Genomic DNA, 14,499 nt, shown 5'->3' with positions numbered 1-14,499 from the left:
ATTCTCGTCCGGCTCGCGCGCCCGAATTCAGGAGTGCTCCATGAAAATCAGTGTATTTGGTAGCGGTTATGTGGGTCTGGTGCAAGCGGCCGTCCGGTTGTTTCCTACATCGCTGGTGTGACTGCCCCTGCGGGCAAGCGCATGGGCCATGCTGGCGCAATCATCTCTGGCGGCAAAGGCACTGCAGACGAGAAGTTTGCTGCCCTGGAAGACGCAGGCGTTAAAACCGTGCGTTCGCTGGCAGACATCGGCAAGGCGTTGTCCGAGCTGACCGGTTGGGCGATCAAATAAGCCTCGCGCTTAGCTGACGCTTCACCAAACAGAGGCCACCTTCGGGTGGCCTTTGTCGTTTCTGAAGTTTGTACCGGCCTTTGTGGTCAGGGGGGGGCCTGTTCGACGGAGAAGCAGGCGCAAATCTGACAAGCGTGAACTGTCGGCCATTATCGGTTTTGGGGGCCGCTTAGCGACCCAACGGGGGCGAGCCCCCTAGCCACAAGGGCTTCTTAAGTAAATTAGATATGTAAACGCGACACGGAAACGTCGCATATCGGATAGTTCGCCCTGTAACAGTGCGTTTTTGCGGCGAATTCGTTAGGCTAGCGACCATTTTTGCGAACGCCGCCCACAAGGCAGCGCCGCGCTAAAGGGTCAATCCCATACGGATCGACAGCATTTCCCTCACCCACATGGGAAATCCCTCTCTAAATTCCGATTCAGTAGTGTGGTATTTCCTTAATGAAAGTGTTGAAAGGCCAGGACATCCTGGCACTTGGTTTTATGACGTTTGCCCTGTTTGTCGGGGCCGGCAACATCATCTTCCCGCCTATTGTCGGCTTGCAGTCCGGACCTCATGTCTGGATGGCGGCGCTGGGCTTCCTGATCACCGCGGTCGGTTTGCCGGTGATCACAGTGGTGGCGCTGGCGAAAGTCGGTGGCACGATGGATGTGTTGAGCAGCCCGATCGGCAAAATCGCCGGTGGCCTGTTGGCCGCAGCGTGCTACCTCACGGTTGGTCCGTTGTTCGCCACGCCGCGCACCGCGACCGTGTCGTTCGAAGTGGGCCTGGCGCCGCTGACCGGCGAAAGCCCGCTGGCGCTGTTCCTCTACAGCTCGGTGTACTTCCTGCTGGTGTTCTTCATCTCGCTGTACCCCGGCCGTTTGCTGGACACCGTCGGACGTTTCCTCGCGCCACTGAAGATCATCGCCCTGGCCGCGCTCGGCATCGCCGCGTTCATGCTGCCCGCCGGTGATATCGGTGTGGCCACGCCTGAATACGTCGCGGCACCGTTCTCTCAAGGTTTCATCAATGGTTACCTGACCATGGATACCTTGGGCGCCCTGGTGTTCGGCATCGTCATCGTCAACGCGATCCGTTCCCGTGGCGTCGAGTCGCCCGCGTTGATCACCCGTTACGCGATCATCGCCGGGTTGATTGCCGGCGTGGGGCTGGCGCTGGTGTACGTCAGCCTGTTCCGTCTGGGTTCGGGCAGTCATGAAGTGGCGGCCGGGGCAACCAACGGTGCAGCGGTGCTGCACGCCTATGTTCAACACACCTTCGGATCGTTAGGCAGCGGTTTCCTGGCGGTGTTGATCTCCTTGGCTTGTCTGGTGACAGCGGTCGGCCTGACCTGCGCCTGTGCCGAATACTTCAGCCGTGTGCTGCCACTGTCCTACAAGACACTGGTCATTATCCTGGCGGTGTTCTCGCTGTTTGTGTCCAACCTGGGCCTCACCAAGCTGATTGCCTTCTCGATCCCGGTGCTGACGGCGATCTACCCGCCGTGCATCGTCTTGGTAGCGCTGAGCTTCTGCAAAGACTTCTGGCATGAGCAGGGCCGCATCGTTGGCCCGGTGATGCTGGTGTCGTTTATCTTCGGCATGATCGACGCGCTCAAGGGTGCGGGTCTGGCGGACTGGATGCCGACTCAGCTGTCCCATCTGCCGCTGAGTGCGCAGGGGCTGGCGTGGCTGGTGCCGTCGTTCATGACGCTGGTGGTCGCCGTGATCTGCGACCGTCTGCTGGGCAAGCGCGAAGAAGCGCTGGCTTAAGCTGCTGTTCATTGGCCTGCCATAAGCGGGCCGATCAAGCAGAAAACAGCAATGCCCCGTACCCCTCGGTACGGGGCATTTTTTTGGCATCGGTGCAGTGTCTTTTTCCTTGAGCTAACGTCGAACCACTACACATCCAATTGTCGGGCGGGGCTTTCGTGGCGAGGGGGCTTGCCCCCGTTGGGTCGCGAAGCGGCCCCAGCATTCTGGGCCTGCTGCGCAGTCCAACGGGGGCAAGCCCCCTCACCACAGAAGCTTGCCCCCACAGCGCGTAAATCCCAAGGACCTGCATGTCGTTCATCCACGCCAACATCATCCACCTCCTCGCCGCACTCTGGTTTGTCATCTGCTGGGGTGGTTACACCCGTTATGCCACGTGGAAGGGCCGTGATACCGCGTGCCTGGCCAGCGTGCTGCACCTGTACCGCGAAGACTGGATGCGTCGCATGCTGCTGCGCGATAACCGCATCGCCGATGCGAGTGTGGTGGGCAACCTGGAGCGCAACGCCTCGTTCTTCGCGTCCAGCACGTTGATCATCCTCGCCGGTATTCTCACCGTGCTCGGTGCATCCGAACGGGCGGTGTCGTTATTGGCGGATATTCCAATGGTGCAGCAGGCCTCTCAGGGCATGTCCGAAATCAAGCTGCTGTGCCTGGCGCTGGTGTTTGTCTACGCGTTTTTCACATTCAGTTGGTGCATGCGCCAGTACAACTTCGCCGCGATCCTGATTGGCTCGGCGCCGATGATTGGTGAGCGCCATGTGTCCGAGCAAGAACGCAAAGCCTTCGCGGCCCGCGCGGCGCGCGTGATCTCGATGGCCGCCAACCAGTTCAACTTTGGCCTGCGTTCGTATTACTTCGGCATGACCATGCTGGCCTGGTTCGTCAGCCCGTGGTTGTTCATGTTGATGAGTGCCGGGGTGGTGCTGGTGTTGTATCGCCGGGAGTTTCATTCCGACGTGCTCGACGTAATGGTCTATACCCCTACAGAGGCGCCATTGCCCGAAGCCAACAAAGAGGTTGTTTGATGAGTATTCCGTTCTGGTGTGTGTTTATCAGTGCGTTGCTGATTTACGTGGCGCGTATGCCGGTCGCCAAGGCCATGAAAGAGCAGGGCGGTTACAACAATCACCTGCCGCGCCAGCAACAGGCGCAACTCACCGGGTTCGGTGCCCGCGCCGTGGCGGCACATCAAAACTGTATCGAAGCGTTCATGTTGTTTGCGGTGGGCGTGTTGATGGCGCACACCACGCAAACCGCAGGCTGGCTGATCGATTTACTGGCCATCATCTTCGTGATCAGCCGAATCGTTTATTTGTTGTGTTATTGGGCGGACCTGGCCTGGCAAAGAAGTCTGGTCTGGATCGTTGGATTAGTGTGTTCATTGCTGTTGATGATTAGTCCGACTTTTAGAACTATTTTGCTCTAGTCGGCAAATCGCAGACAAAAGAAAACCCGCACTTGGCGGGTTTTCTTCTTCACGCTAAAAACTGTTTTAGTTTTTAGGTGCTTCTTTTGCTGCAGCTTCGTTCGATTCAGCCTGAGCTTTGGCGGCTTCGGCGTTTTCTTTCGCGGCGTCGTTCACTTTATCCTGAGCTTTGTTCATGTCTTGCTGAGCTTGCTCGGCATGTTGGTTGGCATCTTGAGCTTTGTCCTCGGATTTTTTATCGCAGGCAGCGAGACCGAGGGAAGCGGTCAACATCAAGGCAATAGCTAAAGTCTTACGCATGGGGTGTATCTCCTTATGGAAAATATCTACTGGCCTTTCGAGCGTGACCATTCGGGTTAAGTTCCTCAATTCGTTCAGATATATAAGATTGTTCCCGCGGGAACTTTTACGAATGGACCCAATACGATTCCTCGAATATTAAGAAGAGTTTTAATCCCATGGCCGAAAACCCCGTTTTTGAGCGTGCGACGCGATTTCTGTCAGCGCTGCGGCATTGCCAGGTCCTCGGATTGCGGGTGCACAGCGCCAGCAGCGAAGGGCTGACTGTCATACTTCCTTACAGTTCGCAGATCGTCGGCGATCCGCAAACCGGCGTGATCCACGGCGGCGCGCTGACCTCGCTGATGGACACCGCGTGCGGCATGTCGACCCTGTGTGTACTGCCCGAATTCGAAGTCTGCCCGACGCTCGACTTGCGCATCGACTACATGCACGCCGCCGAACCACACAAGGATGTCTACGGTTTCGCCCAATGTTATCGGGTGACCACCGACGTCATCTTCGCTCGCGGATTTGCCTATCAGGATGATCCCGAGCAACCCATCGCCCATGTCGTGGGCACGTTCATGCGCATGGGCAAGGCAATCAAAGGCACCAAAGGTTTCGGCGGCGTCATTGCAGGGGGTGCGCAATGAATGAGTCCTTCAAGGAGCAACTGCAGCAGGCCCATGAACAGGGCGACTACGCTTCGCTGCTGCACCTGATTCCCTACGCCAGACTGATTGGTGTCGAGTGTTCGCGCGTGGGCGATGAGTTGCTGTTTCGCCTGCCGGCCAACAAGGACAACATTGGTAACCCTTTACTCCCGGCGATTCATGGCGGGGTGATTGCCGGGTTCATGGAGCTGTCGGCGGCGCTGCACTTGTTGATTGCCACCGGCTCGCCGGGCGTGCCGAAGATCATCGACTTCTCCCTCGACTACCTGCGCGCCGGACAGTTTCGCGATACGTGGGCGCGCTGCCAGGTTTGCCGGCAGGGCCGGCGGGTTGCCAACGTCGCGATTACGGCCTGGCAAAGCACCGAAGGCGAGCCGATTGCCACGGCCCGGGCACATTTCAAAATTGAAGAGCCCTTGAAATCCTGAACTCAGCCCCAAACTCTGATGACAACCCGCCGCCGACCCTGAAGGTCGCGGCCACTGCCATCTGATTGGAGTTTGATGACCATGAGTGTGGAAACTCAAAAGGAAACCCTGGGCTTCCAGACCGAGGTGAAGCAACTGCTGCACCTCATGATCCATTCGCTGTATTCCAACAAGGAAATCTTCCTTCGCGAATTGATCTCGAACGCCTCTGACGCTGTCGACAAGTTACGTTTCGAAGCCCTGTCCAAGCCTGAGTTGCTGGAAGGTGGCGCCGAACTGAAAATCCGTGTGAGCTTCGACAAAGACGCCAAAACCGTCACCCTCGAGGACAACGGCATCGGCATGAGCCGCGAAGACGCGATCACCCACCTGGGCACCATCGCCAAATCCGGCACCGCCGATTTCATGAAGCACCTGTCGGGCGACCAGAAGAAAGATTCGCACCTGATCGGTCAATTCGGTGTCGGCTTCTACTCGGCCTTCATCGTCGCCGACAAAGTGGATGTGTTCAGCCGTCGCGCCGGTGCTGCCGCCAGCGAAGGCGTGCACTGGTCGTCCAAGGGCGAAGGCGATTTTGAAGTCGCCACCGTCGACAAGGCTGACCGCGGCACCCGCATCGTCCTGCACCTGAAGTCCGGTGAAGACGAATTCGCCGATGGCTGGCGCCTGCGCAACATCATCAAGAAGTACTCCGACCACATCGCGTTGCCGATCGAGTTGCCAAAAGAAGTGGCAGCCGCTGAAGGCGAAGAGGCTCCGGCTGTTGAGTGGGAAACCGTCAACCGCGCCAGCGCCCTGTGGACCCGTCCTCGCACCGAAGTGAAAGACGAGGAATACCAGGAGTTCTACAAACACATCGCTCACGACTACGAAAACCCGCTGAGCTGGAGCCACAACAAGGTCGAAGGCAAGCTCGAATACAGCTCGCTGCTGTACGTGCCGGCCCGTGCTCCGTTCGACCTGTACCAGCGTGAAGCGCCGAAAGGCCTGAAGCTGTACGTGCAGCGTGTGTTCGTCATGGACCAGGCCGAGTCGTTCTTGCCGCTGTACCTGCGCTTCATCAAGGGTGTGGTCGACTCCAACGACCTGTCGCTGAACGTGTCGCGGGAAATCCTGCAGAAAGAACCGAACATCGACTCCATGAAGTCGGCGCTGACCAAACGCGTGCTCGACATGCTGGAAAAACTGGCGAAAAACGAGCCTGAGCAATACAAGGGCTTCTGGAAGAACTTCGGTCAGGTCATGAAAGAAGGCCCGGCAGAAGATTTCGCCAACAAAGAGAAAATCGCGGGTCTGCTGCGCTTCGCATCGACCAACGGTGATGACGGCGAACAGGTTGTAGGTCTGGCCGAGTACCTGGCCCGCGCCAAGGAAGGTCAGGACAAGATTTACTACCTGACCGGCGAAACCTACGCGCAAGTCAAAAACAGCCCGCACCTGGAAGTCTTCCGCAAGAAAGGCATCGAAGTGCTGCTGCTGACCGACCGCATCGACGAGTGGCTGATGAGCTACCTCAGCGACTTCGACGGCAAGAACTTTGTCGACGTGGCGCGCGGTGATCTTGACCTCGGCAATCTGGACTCGGAAGAGGACAAGAAAGCTGCGGAAGAAGTCGCCAAGTCCAAAGAAGGCCTGGTTGAGCGTCTGAAAGCCGCGCTGGGTGATTCGGTGGCTGAAGTACGGGTTTCGCACCGTCTGACCGATTCCCCGGCGATCCTGGCCATCGGCGAACAGGACCTGGGCCTGCAAATGCGCCAGATCCTCGAAGCCAGTGGGCAGAAGGTTCCGGATTCGAAGCCGATCTTCGAATTCAACCCGGCTCACCCGCTGATCGAGAAGCTTGACGCCGAGCAGAGTGACGAGCGCTTCGGCGACCTGTCGCACATCCTGTTCGATCAGGCGGCTCTGGCGGCTGGCGACAGCTTGAAAGACCCGGCGGCGTATGTGCGCCGTCTGAACAAGCTGTTGGTTGAACTGTCGGTTTGATCGCGTTGTAAAAAAACCCGCTTCGGCGGGTTTTTTCATTCTGGTGTCTTTTACTGGGAATTAGTCATGAGCCAAATCACTGTTCGTTCGGTCGTTTATCAGTTCGATGGCCAGACCTATGAAAGCCGTCTGGCCTTCGACGCTGACCACAACGGCCCGCGTCCGGGCCTGTTGATGGCGCCGAACTGGATGGGCATCAGCGCCGGTGCCGAAGAGATCGCCAAGTCGGTGGCGGCCAACGGTTATGTGGTGTTGATCGCGGACCTGTACGGTCAATCGGTGCGTCCGAAAAATGGCGACGAGGCCGGGGCGGCGATGATGCCGTTGAAGCGTGATCGAGGCTTGCTGCGCAAACGCATGCAGGCAGCGTTCGAACAACTGCAAGGGCAGGGCGAAGCGGCGGTCGATACCGCGCAGCTGGCGACGTTCGGTTTCTGCTTCGGCGGTTGCTGCGCGCTGGAACTGGCTCGCAGCGGCGCGTCAGTGAAAGCGGCGGTGTCGTTCCATGGCTCGCTCGATACGCCGAACGTCAATGATGCGAACAACATCAAAGGCTCGGTGCTGGTGCTGCATGGCGCGTCCGATCCGTTGGTGCCGAAAGAGCAACTGCCGGCGTTTGAAACCGAAATGAATGCGGCGGGTGTGGATTGGCAATTGCTGAGCTACGGCGGCGCGGTGCATTCGTTTACCGACCCGCATGCCAATGTGCCGGGCAAGATGATGTATGACGCGAAAACGGCGGCCCGGGCGTTTGTGTCGATGCATAACTTGCTGGATGAAGTGTTCAAGGGCTGATGGCTGCTTATTGCCCCGACATCGTTGGTGTCAGGGCTGGCCCTATCGCGGGCAATCCACGCTCCCACAGGTACGGCGCAATCCTTGTGGGAGCGGGCTTGCCCGCGAAGGCGGTGTTACATGCACCGAAGATCTCAAGGCAACTCAATCCGCTCACTTTCCCCCGGCACCGTCGGCCAATCCCCAGCCGCCCAGCGTCGCCGTGCTTCATCGATCGCCGCCGGATCGCTAGCGACAAAATTCCAGTTGATGCGCCGCGGTCCATCCAGTGGCGCCCCGCCAAACAACACCGCATGACAGTCGCTCTCGGCGAACAGTGTCATCGCTTCCCCCGCCGGTAACACCACCAGCGAATTCAGCTCCAACGGCTCACCGTCCAACTGCGCCTCACCGCTCAACACATACAGCGCCCGCTCTTCATGCTCGGTCGGGATCAGCAGCGTGGTCGCCGTTTGCAGCTTCAGTTCCGCATACACCGTAGGAGAAAGCACCGGCACCGGTGATTCCAGGCAAAAGCCTGACCCGGCAATCATCCGGATCTGCACCCCCAGGTTCTCGCTGACCGGCAACGTCGCCGCCGGGTGATGGCTGTAATGCCCCGGACCCTGTTCATGCTCCTTGGGCGACGCCAGCCACACCTGCAAACCGTGCATCGTGAAACCGCGCTCCTTCAAACTCTCTGGCGTGCGCTCGACATGGGCAATCGCGCTGCCCGCCGTCATCCAGCTCACGTCGCCGGCCTGCACCACCTGATCAGAGCCGAGGCTGTCCTTGTGCTGAATTTGCCCGTCGAACAAATAGGTGAGGGTCGACAGGCCAATGTGCGGATGCTGACGGATGTTCATGCCTTTGCCCGACGGATAACGGGTTTCGAGCATGTGATCAAAAAACACGAAAGGCCCGACGCTGCGGCATTTGGCGGACGGCAATGGGCGAAGAATCGGCTGACCTTCGACATCTTCGGCACGAGGGCGGATCACGAGCGGAGTGTTCATGCTGCATTCCAGGCTGAGCGGGCGATGCGTGGAGCATAACCCGCTTGCCCAGCCCTTGCCGCTATTGGCTGAACGCGCCTTCGGACAGGTGGGTTTCGATGCTGACGTCGGTGGTGGTCATCAGCTTGTGGATCGGGCAGCGATCAGCCACGCGGTGCAGTTCATCGCGTTGCGCGTCGGTCAGCACACCCTTGAGCGTCAGTTTGACGTGCAGCACGTATTTGCCTTTCTGTTCTTCGCTGTTGTCGCGTTTGACCTCCACGCCCACGCCCGTCAGCGGGATGTCTTTTTTCTTGGCGTACAGCTTCAGGGTCAAGGCTTTACAGGCGCCCAATGCGGCATCGAAGTAATCGTGGGGCTCTGGCGCCGAGCCCTCGCCACCGGCCGAGGTTGGCACGTCGGCAAACAGTTCGTGGTCGTCGATCTGGACGCTGTGGCGAAACCCTTCGGCGGAAACGGTATTCACAGTAACGGTCATGGCAAGCCTCCCAGGCAGGAAAAAGTCGTTCGATCAAAAAAGACCTTGAAGTTATAGAGCATTCCTACCCGGTCGCGTTCCACTTTCTTACAAGGTGAACGGTCTGTCATGCGGCGAGGTCTACGCTGTTCCTGTCCTCGGAGATTGCCCGTGCCCCTGTCCCGCTTGAGCCTTGCCTGGTTGTTGGTGCTGATGAGTGCTGAGGCCTTCGCCCGCGACTATGCCTACAGTGACGCACACTTGCATTACGTGGATTTTTTCCAGGAAACAGCAGGCATGCCGAAGTTGCTGCAGGCCATGGCCGACAATCACATCGAGCATGTGATGATTTCCGGCATTCCGGTGGCCAAGAAATGGCATGAAGACGAACCCAAGCGCCCGCGTTATTACGCCGGGGACGACGCCGATGCCTATTGGTACAGCGCGACCGACACCATCGTTGCTGCGGCGGTGAACAAACTGACACCCGAACAGCGTCAGCGTTTTCATCCGTTCCTGTCAGGCTTCAACCCCAACGACAAAAACTCCGCCGCGCACATCCAGCGCATGCTCGATCTCAATCCGGGCCTGTGGCAGGGCATCGGCGAGGTCTTTACCCGCCATGATGACCTGACCGCGTTGACCTCCGGCGACACGCCTCGGGCCAACAACGAGGCGATGACGCGGATTTATCACCTCGCCGCCGAGAACGATTTGCCGGTGATGCTGCACTCCAACATCACCTCCAAGCGTGAGAGAAATCCGCTGTACCTGTCGGAAATAGAGCAGCCGCTGCGCAATCACCCTCATACCCGCTTCATCTGGGCGCATGCCGGCACCAGCGCCGAGATTCATCGGCATCAGAAGCAGCTGGATTTCCTGCTGCCGACCCTGACGCGAATGCTTGAGGCGTACCCCAATTTGTTCATTGACCTGTCCTGGAGCCTGCTCACGCCTTACTTGCTGGATGAGCAAGGCAAGCCGCGTGAAGAGTGGCTGAAGCTGGTGGAGCGCTTTCCGGATCGCTTCATGCTCGGGTCCGACGTGGTAGGACGTTTCAACAAGCTCGGTCAGGAAATGCGTAGCTTCCACCCGTTCCTCGATGCCTTGCCCGAGGACGTTGCGAGAAAAGTCGCGCGGGATAACTTCCTCGCCGTCCTGCCGCGTGCCGTGCGCTGAACGGATCCCTGGCCGACGGCGTCAGCGCCAATGCCACGCAAGTTGAAGACCTGGCGCATAAGGTTCACGGCATCAGCAAAGTCTTCGACGTGATTCGCACACGATGGTGGCGCGGTTTTCGGTGTAGCCCATCGGTCAAGCGTGGCACTCAACCCAGTGGGAGCGGGCTTGCTCGCGAAGGGGCCCTGACATCCAATAAAGATGTTGCCTGACACTCCGCATTCGCGAGCAAGCCAGCTCCCACAGGGATTGGATTGGCTTGCCGTCCTTTATCAGGACGAAAAAAAGCCCCGCGTTGGCGGGGCTCTTTGGGTTGAGGCGGATCAGCTGCCTTTGACTGTCTTGCCGTTGACCGTACCGTCGAGGAGCATGATGTTGTACTCCTTGCCGTCGGTTTCAACCTGTTGCAGGCGAACCAGCAGGTAATCCCAATCCTTGGCGAACCACAGGACAGTGGTGCGCTTGCTTTGCGTCGGGTCACGCACGCGCTCGACCTTGATCGCATCGATCTGGCCAGCCTTGGTGTCGACTTTTTCCGAGCCCAGCACGCGGAAGTCATAGGTATCGACTTCGCCGTCATCGACGACCTGGTAGCTCATGCTTTTCTTACCGGCGGCCACGTCGTGTTGCAGGGCCAACTGGTACGTCGATTTGTCGACCATGCCGCGATTGAGCGGGATCTTGACCGCGTCGCCGCGATCGGTGCCGGTGACCATTTTGGTGGTCCAGTCGAAATCCAGATCCGCCTTCTTGGCTTTGCCCAGGCCACCGCGCTCGAAGTGGTAGGACTGAGGCAGCAGCGTGTCTTTGTCCAGGGTCAGGGTGCTTTCTTCCGTCAGGCTGGCGATCATCATCGATGCCTTGAAGCTGAGCTTCCAGACGCCATTGGCTTCCTTGGTCAGGCTGCGCTCGGCGGTGCCGCTCATGGGAAGCTGTTTCCAGTCGGCGGTGTAGCTGGCGGAGAACGGTTGAAGGTCTGCGGCCTGTGCCAGAGGCAAGGCGAGCAGAGCGCAAGCGAAGAGCAGGGCGCGACGCATAAAATCTCCTAGATTCGAATCAAGTGGCCGCTGGCCGCGAGTAACGTTCCATCCAGTAAAGCACCTTGTTCGCCGAGTGATAGGCGACCTTCGGCAAACCAGCGCACGGCCATCGGGTAGATCAGGTGTTCCTGGGTATGGACTCGCTGCGCCAGACTGTGCGGCGAATCGTGCAACTCTACCGGTATTACTGCCTGTACGACCAGTGGTCCGCCATCGAGTTCCTCGGTGACGAAGTGCACGGAGCAGCCATGTTCGGTGTCGCCGGCTTCCAGCGCGCGCTGATGCGTGTGTAACCCTTTGTATTTGGGCAGCAGCGAGGGATGGATATTGAGCAGGCGACCCGCGTAGTGGCGTACGAAGTCGGCGCTGAGAATGCGCATGAAACCGGCCAGTATCACGAGTTTGGGGTTGAAGGCGTCGATCAGTTCGATCAGTGCGGCGTCGAACGCTTCGCGGCCGTCGAACGCCTGGTGATCCAGGGATCGGGTGTCGATGCCCGCGTCCCTGGCGCGTTGCAGGCCGTAGGCGTCGGCGCGGTTGGAAATCACCGCAGCGATGCGGACCGGGCTGTCGCCGGTCCGCGTGCTGTCGATCAAGGCCTGCAAATTACTGCCGGTGCCGGAGAGCAGCACCACGACATCACAGGTTGCGGACATTAATGAGCCTTGAGGTTCTTCAGTTCGACCTGAGCCGCGCCTTCGGCAGCGGTGGAGATCTGGCCGATGACCCAAGGCTGCTCGCCGGCTTCGCGCAGGACGTTCAACGCGGTTTCAACGTGCTCCTGAGCCACGCAGATGACCATGCCGACGCCGCAGTTCAGCACGCGGTGCATTTCGTTTTCGTCGACGTTGCCTTTTTCTTGCAGCCAGTCGAACACCGCAGGACGGGTCCAGCTCGCGACATCGACCACTGCTTGCGCGCCTTTTGGCAGCACACGCGGGATGTTGTCCAACAGGCCACCACCGGTGATGTGGGCCATGGCTTTGACGGCGCCGGTGTCCTTGATCAGCTTGAGCAGCGGCTTCACATAGATGCGGGTCGGGGCCATCAGCAGGTCGGTCAGCGGTTTGCCGTCGAGCTGGATGTTTTCGATGTCGGCGCCGGACACTTCGATGATCTTGCGGATCAGCGAGTAGCCGTTGGAGTGCGGGCCGGAAGACGGCAGGGCGAGCAGGGCATCGCCGGCAGCGACTTTCGAACCGTCGATGATTTCGGATTTTTCCACCACGCCGACGCAGAAACCGGCCAGGTCGTAGTCTTCGCCTTCGTACATGCCAGGCATTTCAGCGGTTTCGCCGCCGACCAGGGAGCAGCCGGACAGTTCGCAGCCCGCGCCGATGCCGGTCACGACCTGGGTCGCGGTTTCGACGTTCAGTTTGCCGGTGGCGTAGTAGTCGAGGAAAAACAGCGGCTCGGCGCCGCAGACCACGAGGTCGTTCACGCACATGGCCACCAGGTCGATGCCGATGCTGTCGTGTTTGTTCAGGTTCAGTGCCAGGCGCAGCTTGGTGCCGACGCCGTCGGTGCCGGAAACCAGCACCGGCTGCTTGTAGCCGGCCGGGATTTCGCAGAGGGCGCCGAAACCGCCCAGGCCGCCCATGACTTCCGGGCGCGCAGTGCGCTTGGCGACGCTCTTGATGCGTTCGACCAATGCTTCACCGGCGTCGATGTCTACACCGGCGTCCTTGTAGCTCAGGGAGGGTTGCTTGCTCATGATCCAGGCCTTTAGGGGGGATTCAGGGGTAACGACCGAGTCCAGTGGGACCGCCGAAATAAACCAAGGCCAGCGCCTTGCACGAATTTCGGGGTGCCCGGCTGTTGCCGGTCTGCGAAGGCGCGCGATTTTATCAGGCTTGAGGGTCAGCGGCCATCCTCAGGCCGACGGCAGGGGCATATCGGCCGAAAAAAACCTTTGTTACGCCTCATGGTGTCGCCGCACATGGCTGTATAAGGTATCGCCATTAACCGTCTATCGTTAGGGCAGTGCCAAAAACTTATCGAGGCCGGGTGAATGTTTTGCGCGGGGTGATGGTCACAGCCTTGCTTAATGCCTTCATGCGGCCAGTTCCAGCCGCTCTTGTCGTCAGGAATCTTCCATGCGTTTTTTCTCTAGATATTTGTTTGCGGGCTGCCTGTCGCTGGTCAGCGTGGCGGGTCATGCCGAAAACGTGAAAGGTCTGTACCAGGTGCGTCAACCGGTTAGTGGTCAGAGTGCCGAGGTGCGCGATCAAGCCACCCAGGAAGCGCTCGATACGCTGGTGTTGCGCCTGACCGGCGATCCCAAGGCCGTGCAAAACCCGGGGTTGGCGGCGATCCGCAAGGACCCGCAGCAAATCATCAGTCAATACGGCTTTGATGCCGGGCCACCTGAGGTACTGAAGGTCGATTTTGACCCGGCCAGCACCGAGGCGGCGTTGCGCCGTGCCGGGTTGTCGCTGTGGGGCGCCAATCGGCCGACGATCCTCGTCTGGTGGTTGAATGATTCCACCGACGGTTCGAATTTGGTGGGCGATGGTCAAGCCAGCGCCGCGCCGCTGCGCCTGGCCGCGCAACACCGTGGCTTGCCGTTGCGCTTGCCGCTGGCAGATCTGAGCGAACAACTGGTGGCGACGGCGCCGACCCTTGAAGGCACCGACGCGACACCGTTGCGCACGGCCTCCGAGCGCTACAACGCCGACGCGTTGCTCGCGGTGCATGCCCGTGAAGAGGGCGGCCAATGGCAGGCCAAATGGCATTTGTGGCTCGGTGACAAGCAGGAAGCGGGCAGCGTGCAGGGCGCCGATCAAGCCGCCGTGGCCGATGCGGTGATGCTGGCGGTGAGCGAGCGCCTGGCGCCCCGGTTTGTGGTCAAGCCGGGCGCGTCCGGCGAGCAATTACTTGAAGTCCAGGGCATGAACCTGGAGCACTACGCCACGCTCGGAAGGTTGCTCGACCCGTTTGGCGCGCGCCTGCAAAGCGTCGACGGCGATCGCATTGTGTACCGGGTCAACGGCAGCGCCGAGCAGTTGCGTTCGCAGTTGTCGCTGGCGAAGTTGCAGGAGGTTGCGGCGGGTGAAGCGCCCGCGCCCGTGGCGCCGGTCGAGCCGGTCGCCGAGGGTTCGACACCTGCGACGCCTGCGACACCCGTCGCCCCGGAGCCGGTGCCGCAACTGCGATTCCGTTGGTAAGGTTTTCTTTCTTTATAT

At 59.5% G+C, this 14,499-nt stretch carries 15 protein-coding genes and 1 pseudogene; 10 read left to right on the top strand and 6 right to left on the bottom strand.

Annotated elements, in window-relative coordinates; all coding sequences use genetic code 11:
* Positions 1-90: 90 nt before the first annotated feature.
* The 4 genes and pseudogenes from ACQKP4_RS10010 to ACQKP4_RS09995 all read left to right on the top strand — a co-directional run.
* Positions 91-291 (top strand): annotated as a pseudogene (locus ACQKP4_RS10010) (succinate--CoA ligase subunit alpha); the annotation flags it as partial.
* A gap of 444 nt (positions 292-735) precedes the next feature.
* The gene (gene brnQ / locus ACQKP4_RS10005; RefSeq protein ID WP_427632662.1) at positions 736-2,049 is read left to right on the top strand and encodes a branched-chain amino acid transport system II carrier protein; all 1,314 of its coding nucleotides are present in this window, start codon (positions 736-738) and stop codon (positions 2,047-2,049) included.
* 290 nt (positions 2,050-2,339) lie between these two features.
* Positions 2,340-3,077: a DUF599 domain-containing protein gene (locus ACQKP4_RS10000; protein WP_427632660.1), complete on the top strand. Its 738-nt coding sequence runs from the start codon at positions 2,340-2,342 to the stop codon at positions 3,075-3,077.
* Complete coding sequence (locus ACQKP4_RS09995; protein ID WP_427632658.1) at positions 3,077-3,478, top strand: MAPEG family protein; 402 nt, start codon at positions 3,077-3,079, stop codon at positions 3,476-3,478. The genes ACQKP4_RS10000 and ACQKP4_RS09995 overlap by 1 nt, the downstream gene beginning before the upstream one ends.
* Positions 3,479-3,544: 66 nt before the next feature.
* Here the strand turns inward: ACQKP4_RS09995 and ACQKP4_RS09990 are convergent, their stop codons facing one another.
* On the bottom strand, positions 3,545-3,778 hold the full coding sequence (locus ACQKP4_RS09990) for a hypothetical protein (RefSeq protein WP_064679026.1): 234 nt from the start codon (positions 3,776-3,778) through the stop codon (positions 3,545-3,547).
* Between the two features lie 158 nt (positions 3,779-3,936).
* Here ACQKP4_RS09990 and ACQKP4_RS09985 point away from each other — a divergent pair, with 158 nt between their 5' ends.
* From ACQKP4_RS09985 to ACQKP4_RS09970, 4 genes are all read left to right on the top strand, one after another.
* A complete protein-coding gene (locus tag ACQKP4_RS09985) occupies positions 3,937-4,413 on the top strand; it encodes a PaaI family thioesterase (RefSeq protein WP_427632655.1) in 477 nt (158 codons plus the stop codon).
* Positions 4,410-4,862 (top strand): PaaI family thioesterase, encoded by a 453-nt coding sequence (locus ACQKP4_RS09980; protein ID WP_427632653.1) that lies wholly within the window; start codon positions 4,410-4,412, stop codon positions 4,860-4,862. Before ACQKP4_RS09985 ends, ACQKP4_RS09980 begins: the two co-directional genes overlap by 4 nt.
* A gap of 81 nt (positions 4,863-4,943) precedes the next feature.
* Positions 4,944-6,848: a molecular chaperone HtpG gene (htpG, locus tag ACQKP4_RS09975; protein ID WP_427632651.1), complete on the top strand. Its 1,905-nt coding sequence runs from the start codon at positions 4,944-4,946 to the stop codon at positions 6,846-6,848.
* A gap of 66 nt (positions 6,849-6,914) precedes the next feature.
* Positions 6,915-7,643, top strand: a complete 729-nt coding sequence (locus tag ACQKP4_RS09970) for a dienelactone hydrolase family protein (RefSeq protein ID WP_427632649.1) — start codon at positions 6,915-6,917, stop codon at positions 7,641-7,643.
* 134 nt (positions 7,644-7,777) lie between these two features.
* Here ACQKP4_RS09970 and ACQKP4_RS09965 read toward each other — a convergent pair whose 3' ends face one another.
* Together ACQKP4_RS09965 and ACQKP4_RS09960 are read right to left on the bottom strand one after the other, a co-directional pair.
* Positions 7,778-8,638, bottom strand: a complete 861-nt coding sequence (locus tag ACQKP4_RS09965) for a pirin family protein (protein ID WP_427632647.1) — start codon at positions 8,636-8,638, stop codon at positions 7,778-7,780.
* A gap of 61 nt (positions 8,639-8,699) precedes the next feature.
* The gene (locus tag ACQKP4_RS09960) at positions 8,700-9,116 is read right to left on the bottom strand and encodes an OsmC family protein (protein WP_427632645.1); all 417 of its coding nucleotides are present in this window, start codon (positions 9,114-9,116) and stop codon (positions 8,700-8,702) included.
* Between the two features lie 192 nt (positions 9,117-9,308).
* Between ACQKP4_RS09960 and ACQKP4_RS09955 the strand changes: the two genes are divergently transcribed.
* Positions 9,309-10,274 carry an amidohydrolase family protein gene (locus ACQKP4_RS09955; RefSeq protein WP_427632670.1) on the top strand — a complete coding sequence of 322 codons (966 nt, stop codon included), beginning with the start codon at positions 9,309-9,311 and terminating at the stop codon, positions 10,272-10,274.
* 323 nt (positions 10,275-10,597) lie between these two features.
* Here the strand turns inward: ACQKP4_RS09955 and ACQKP4_RS09950 are convergent, their stop codons facing one another.
* From ACQKP4_RS09950 to purM, 3 genes are read right to left on the bottom strand one after another with little or no spacing between them, the layout of a single operon-like run.
* Complete coding sequence (locus tag ACQKP4_RS09950) at positions 10,598-11,311, bottom strand: DUF3108 domain-containing protein (RefSeq protein ID WP_427632643.1); 714 nt, start codon at positions 11,309-11,311, stop codon at positions 10,598-10,600.
* Positions 11,312-11,319: 8 nt separating this feature from the next.
* On the bottom strand, positions 11,320-11,970 hold the full coding sequence (gene purN / locus ACQKP4_RS09945; protein WP_427632641.1) for a phosphoribosylglycinamide formyltransferase: 651 nt from the start codon (positions 11,968-11,970) through the stop codon (positions 11,320-11,322).
* Entirely contained in the window at positions 11,970-13,028 is a 1,059-nt protein-coding gene (purM, locus tag ACQKP4_RS09940; RefSeq protein WP_133836547.1) for a phosphoribosylformylglycinamidine cyclo-ligase, read from the bottom strand. Before purM ends, purN begins: the two co-directional genes overlap by 1 nt.
* Before the next feature lie 382 nt (positions 13,029-13,410).
* Here purM and ACQKP4_RS09935 point away from each other — a divergent pair, with 382 nt between their 5' ends.
* Positions 13,411-14,481, top strand: coding sequence for a DUF2066 domain-containing protein (locus ACQKP4_RS09935; RefSeq protein WP_427632639.1), 1,071 nt, complete (start codon positions 13,411-13,413; stop codon positions 14,479-14,481).
* The last annotated feature ends 18 nt before the right edge of the window (positions 14,482-14,499 follow it).

This window comes from Pseudomonas sp. NPDC086278, from assembly GCF_050280905.1.
In the GTDB taxonomy this organism is placed as follows: domain Bacteria; phylum Pseudomonadota; class Gammaproteobacteria; order Pseudomonadales; family Pseudomonadaceae; genus Aquipseudomonas.
Note: the sequence above shows the minus strand (reverse complement) of the source record. Positions and strands in the feature narration are given on the sequence as shown.

Bases quoted from the DNA above. Each gene is read 5' to 3' on its own strand.
- brnQ (WP_427632662.1), top strand. From the start codon at position 736: ATGAAAGTGTTGAAAGGCCAGGACATCCTGGCACTTGGTTTTATGACG.
- ACQKP4_RS10000 (WP_427632660.1), top strand. From the start codon at position 2,340: ATGTCGTTCATCCACGCCAACATCATCCACCTCCTCGCCGCACTCTGG.
- ACQKP4_RS09995 (WP_427632658.1), top strand. From the start codon at position 3,077: ATGAGTATTCCGTTCTGGTGTGTGTTTATCAGTGCGTTGCTGATTTAC.
- ACQKP4_RS09990 (WP_064679026.1), bottom strand. From the start codon at position 3,778: ATGCGTAAGACTTTAGCTATTGCCTTGATGTTGACCGCTTCCCTCGGT.
- ACQKP4_RS09985 (WP_427632655.1), top strand. From the start codon at position 3,937: ATGGCCGAAAACCCCGTTTTTGAGCGTGCGACGCGATTTCTGTCAGCG.
- ACQKP4_RS09980 (WP_427632653.1), top strand. From the start codon at position 4,410: ATGAATGAGTCCTTCAAGGAGCAACTGCAGCAGGCCCATGAACAGGGC.
- htpG (WP_427632651.1), top strand. From the start codon at position 4,944: ATGAGTGTGGAAACTCAAAAGGAAACCCTGGGCTTCCAGACCGAGGTG.
- ACQKP4_RS09970 (WP_427632649.1), top strand. From the start codon at position 6,915: ATGAGCCAAATCACTGTTCGTTCGGTCGTTTATCAGTTCGATGGCCAG.
- ACQKP4_RS09965 (WP_427632647.1), bottom strand. From the start codon at position 8,638: ATGAACACTCCGCTCGTGATCCGCCCTCGTGCCGAAGATGTCGAAGGT.
- ACQKP4_RS09960 (WP_427632645.1), bottom strand. From the start codon at position 9,116: ATGACCGTTACTGTGAATACCGTTTCCGCCGAAGGGTTTCGCCACAGC.
- ACQKP4_RS09955 (WP_427632670.1), top strand. From the start codon at position 9,309: ATGAGTGCTGAGGCCTTCGCCCGCGACTATGCCTACAGTGACGCACAC.
- ACQKP4_RS09950 (WP_427632643.1), bottom strand. From the start codon at position 11,311: ATGCGTCGCGCCCTGCTCTTCGCTTGCGCTCTGCTCGCCTTGCCTCTG.
- purN (WP_427632641.1), bottom strand. From the start codon at position 11,970: ATGTCCGCAACCTGTGATGTCGTGGTGCTGCTCTCCGGCACCGGCAGT.
- purM (WP_133836547.1), bottom strand. From the start codon at position 13,028: ATGAGCAAGCAACCCTCCCTGAGCTACAAGGACGCCGGTGTAGACATC.
- ACQKP4_RS09935 (WP_427632639.1), top strand. From the start codon at position 13,411: ATGCGTTTTTTCTCTAGATATTTGTTTGCGGGCTGCCTGTCGCTGGTC.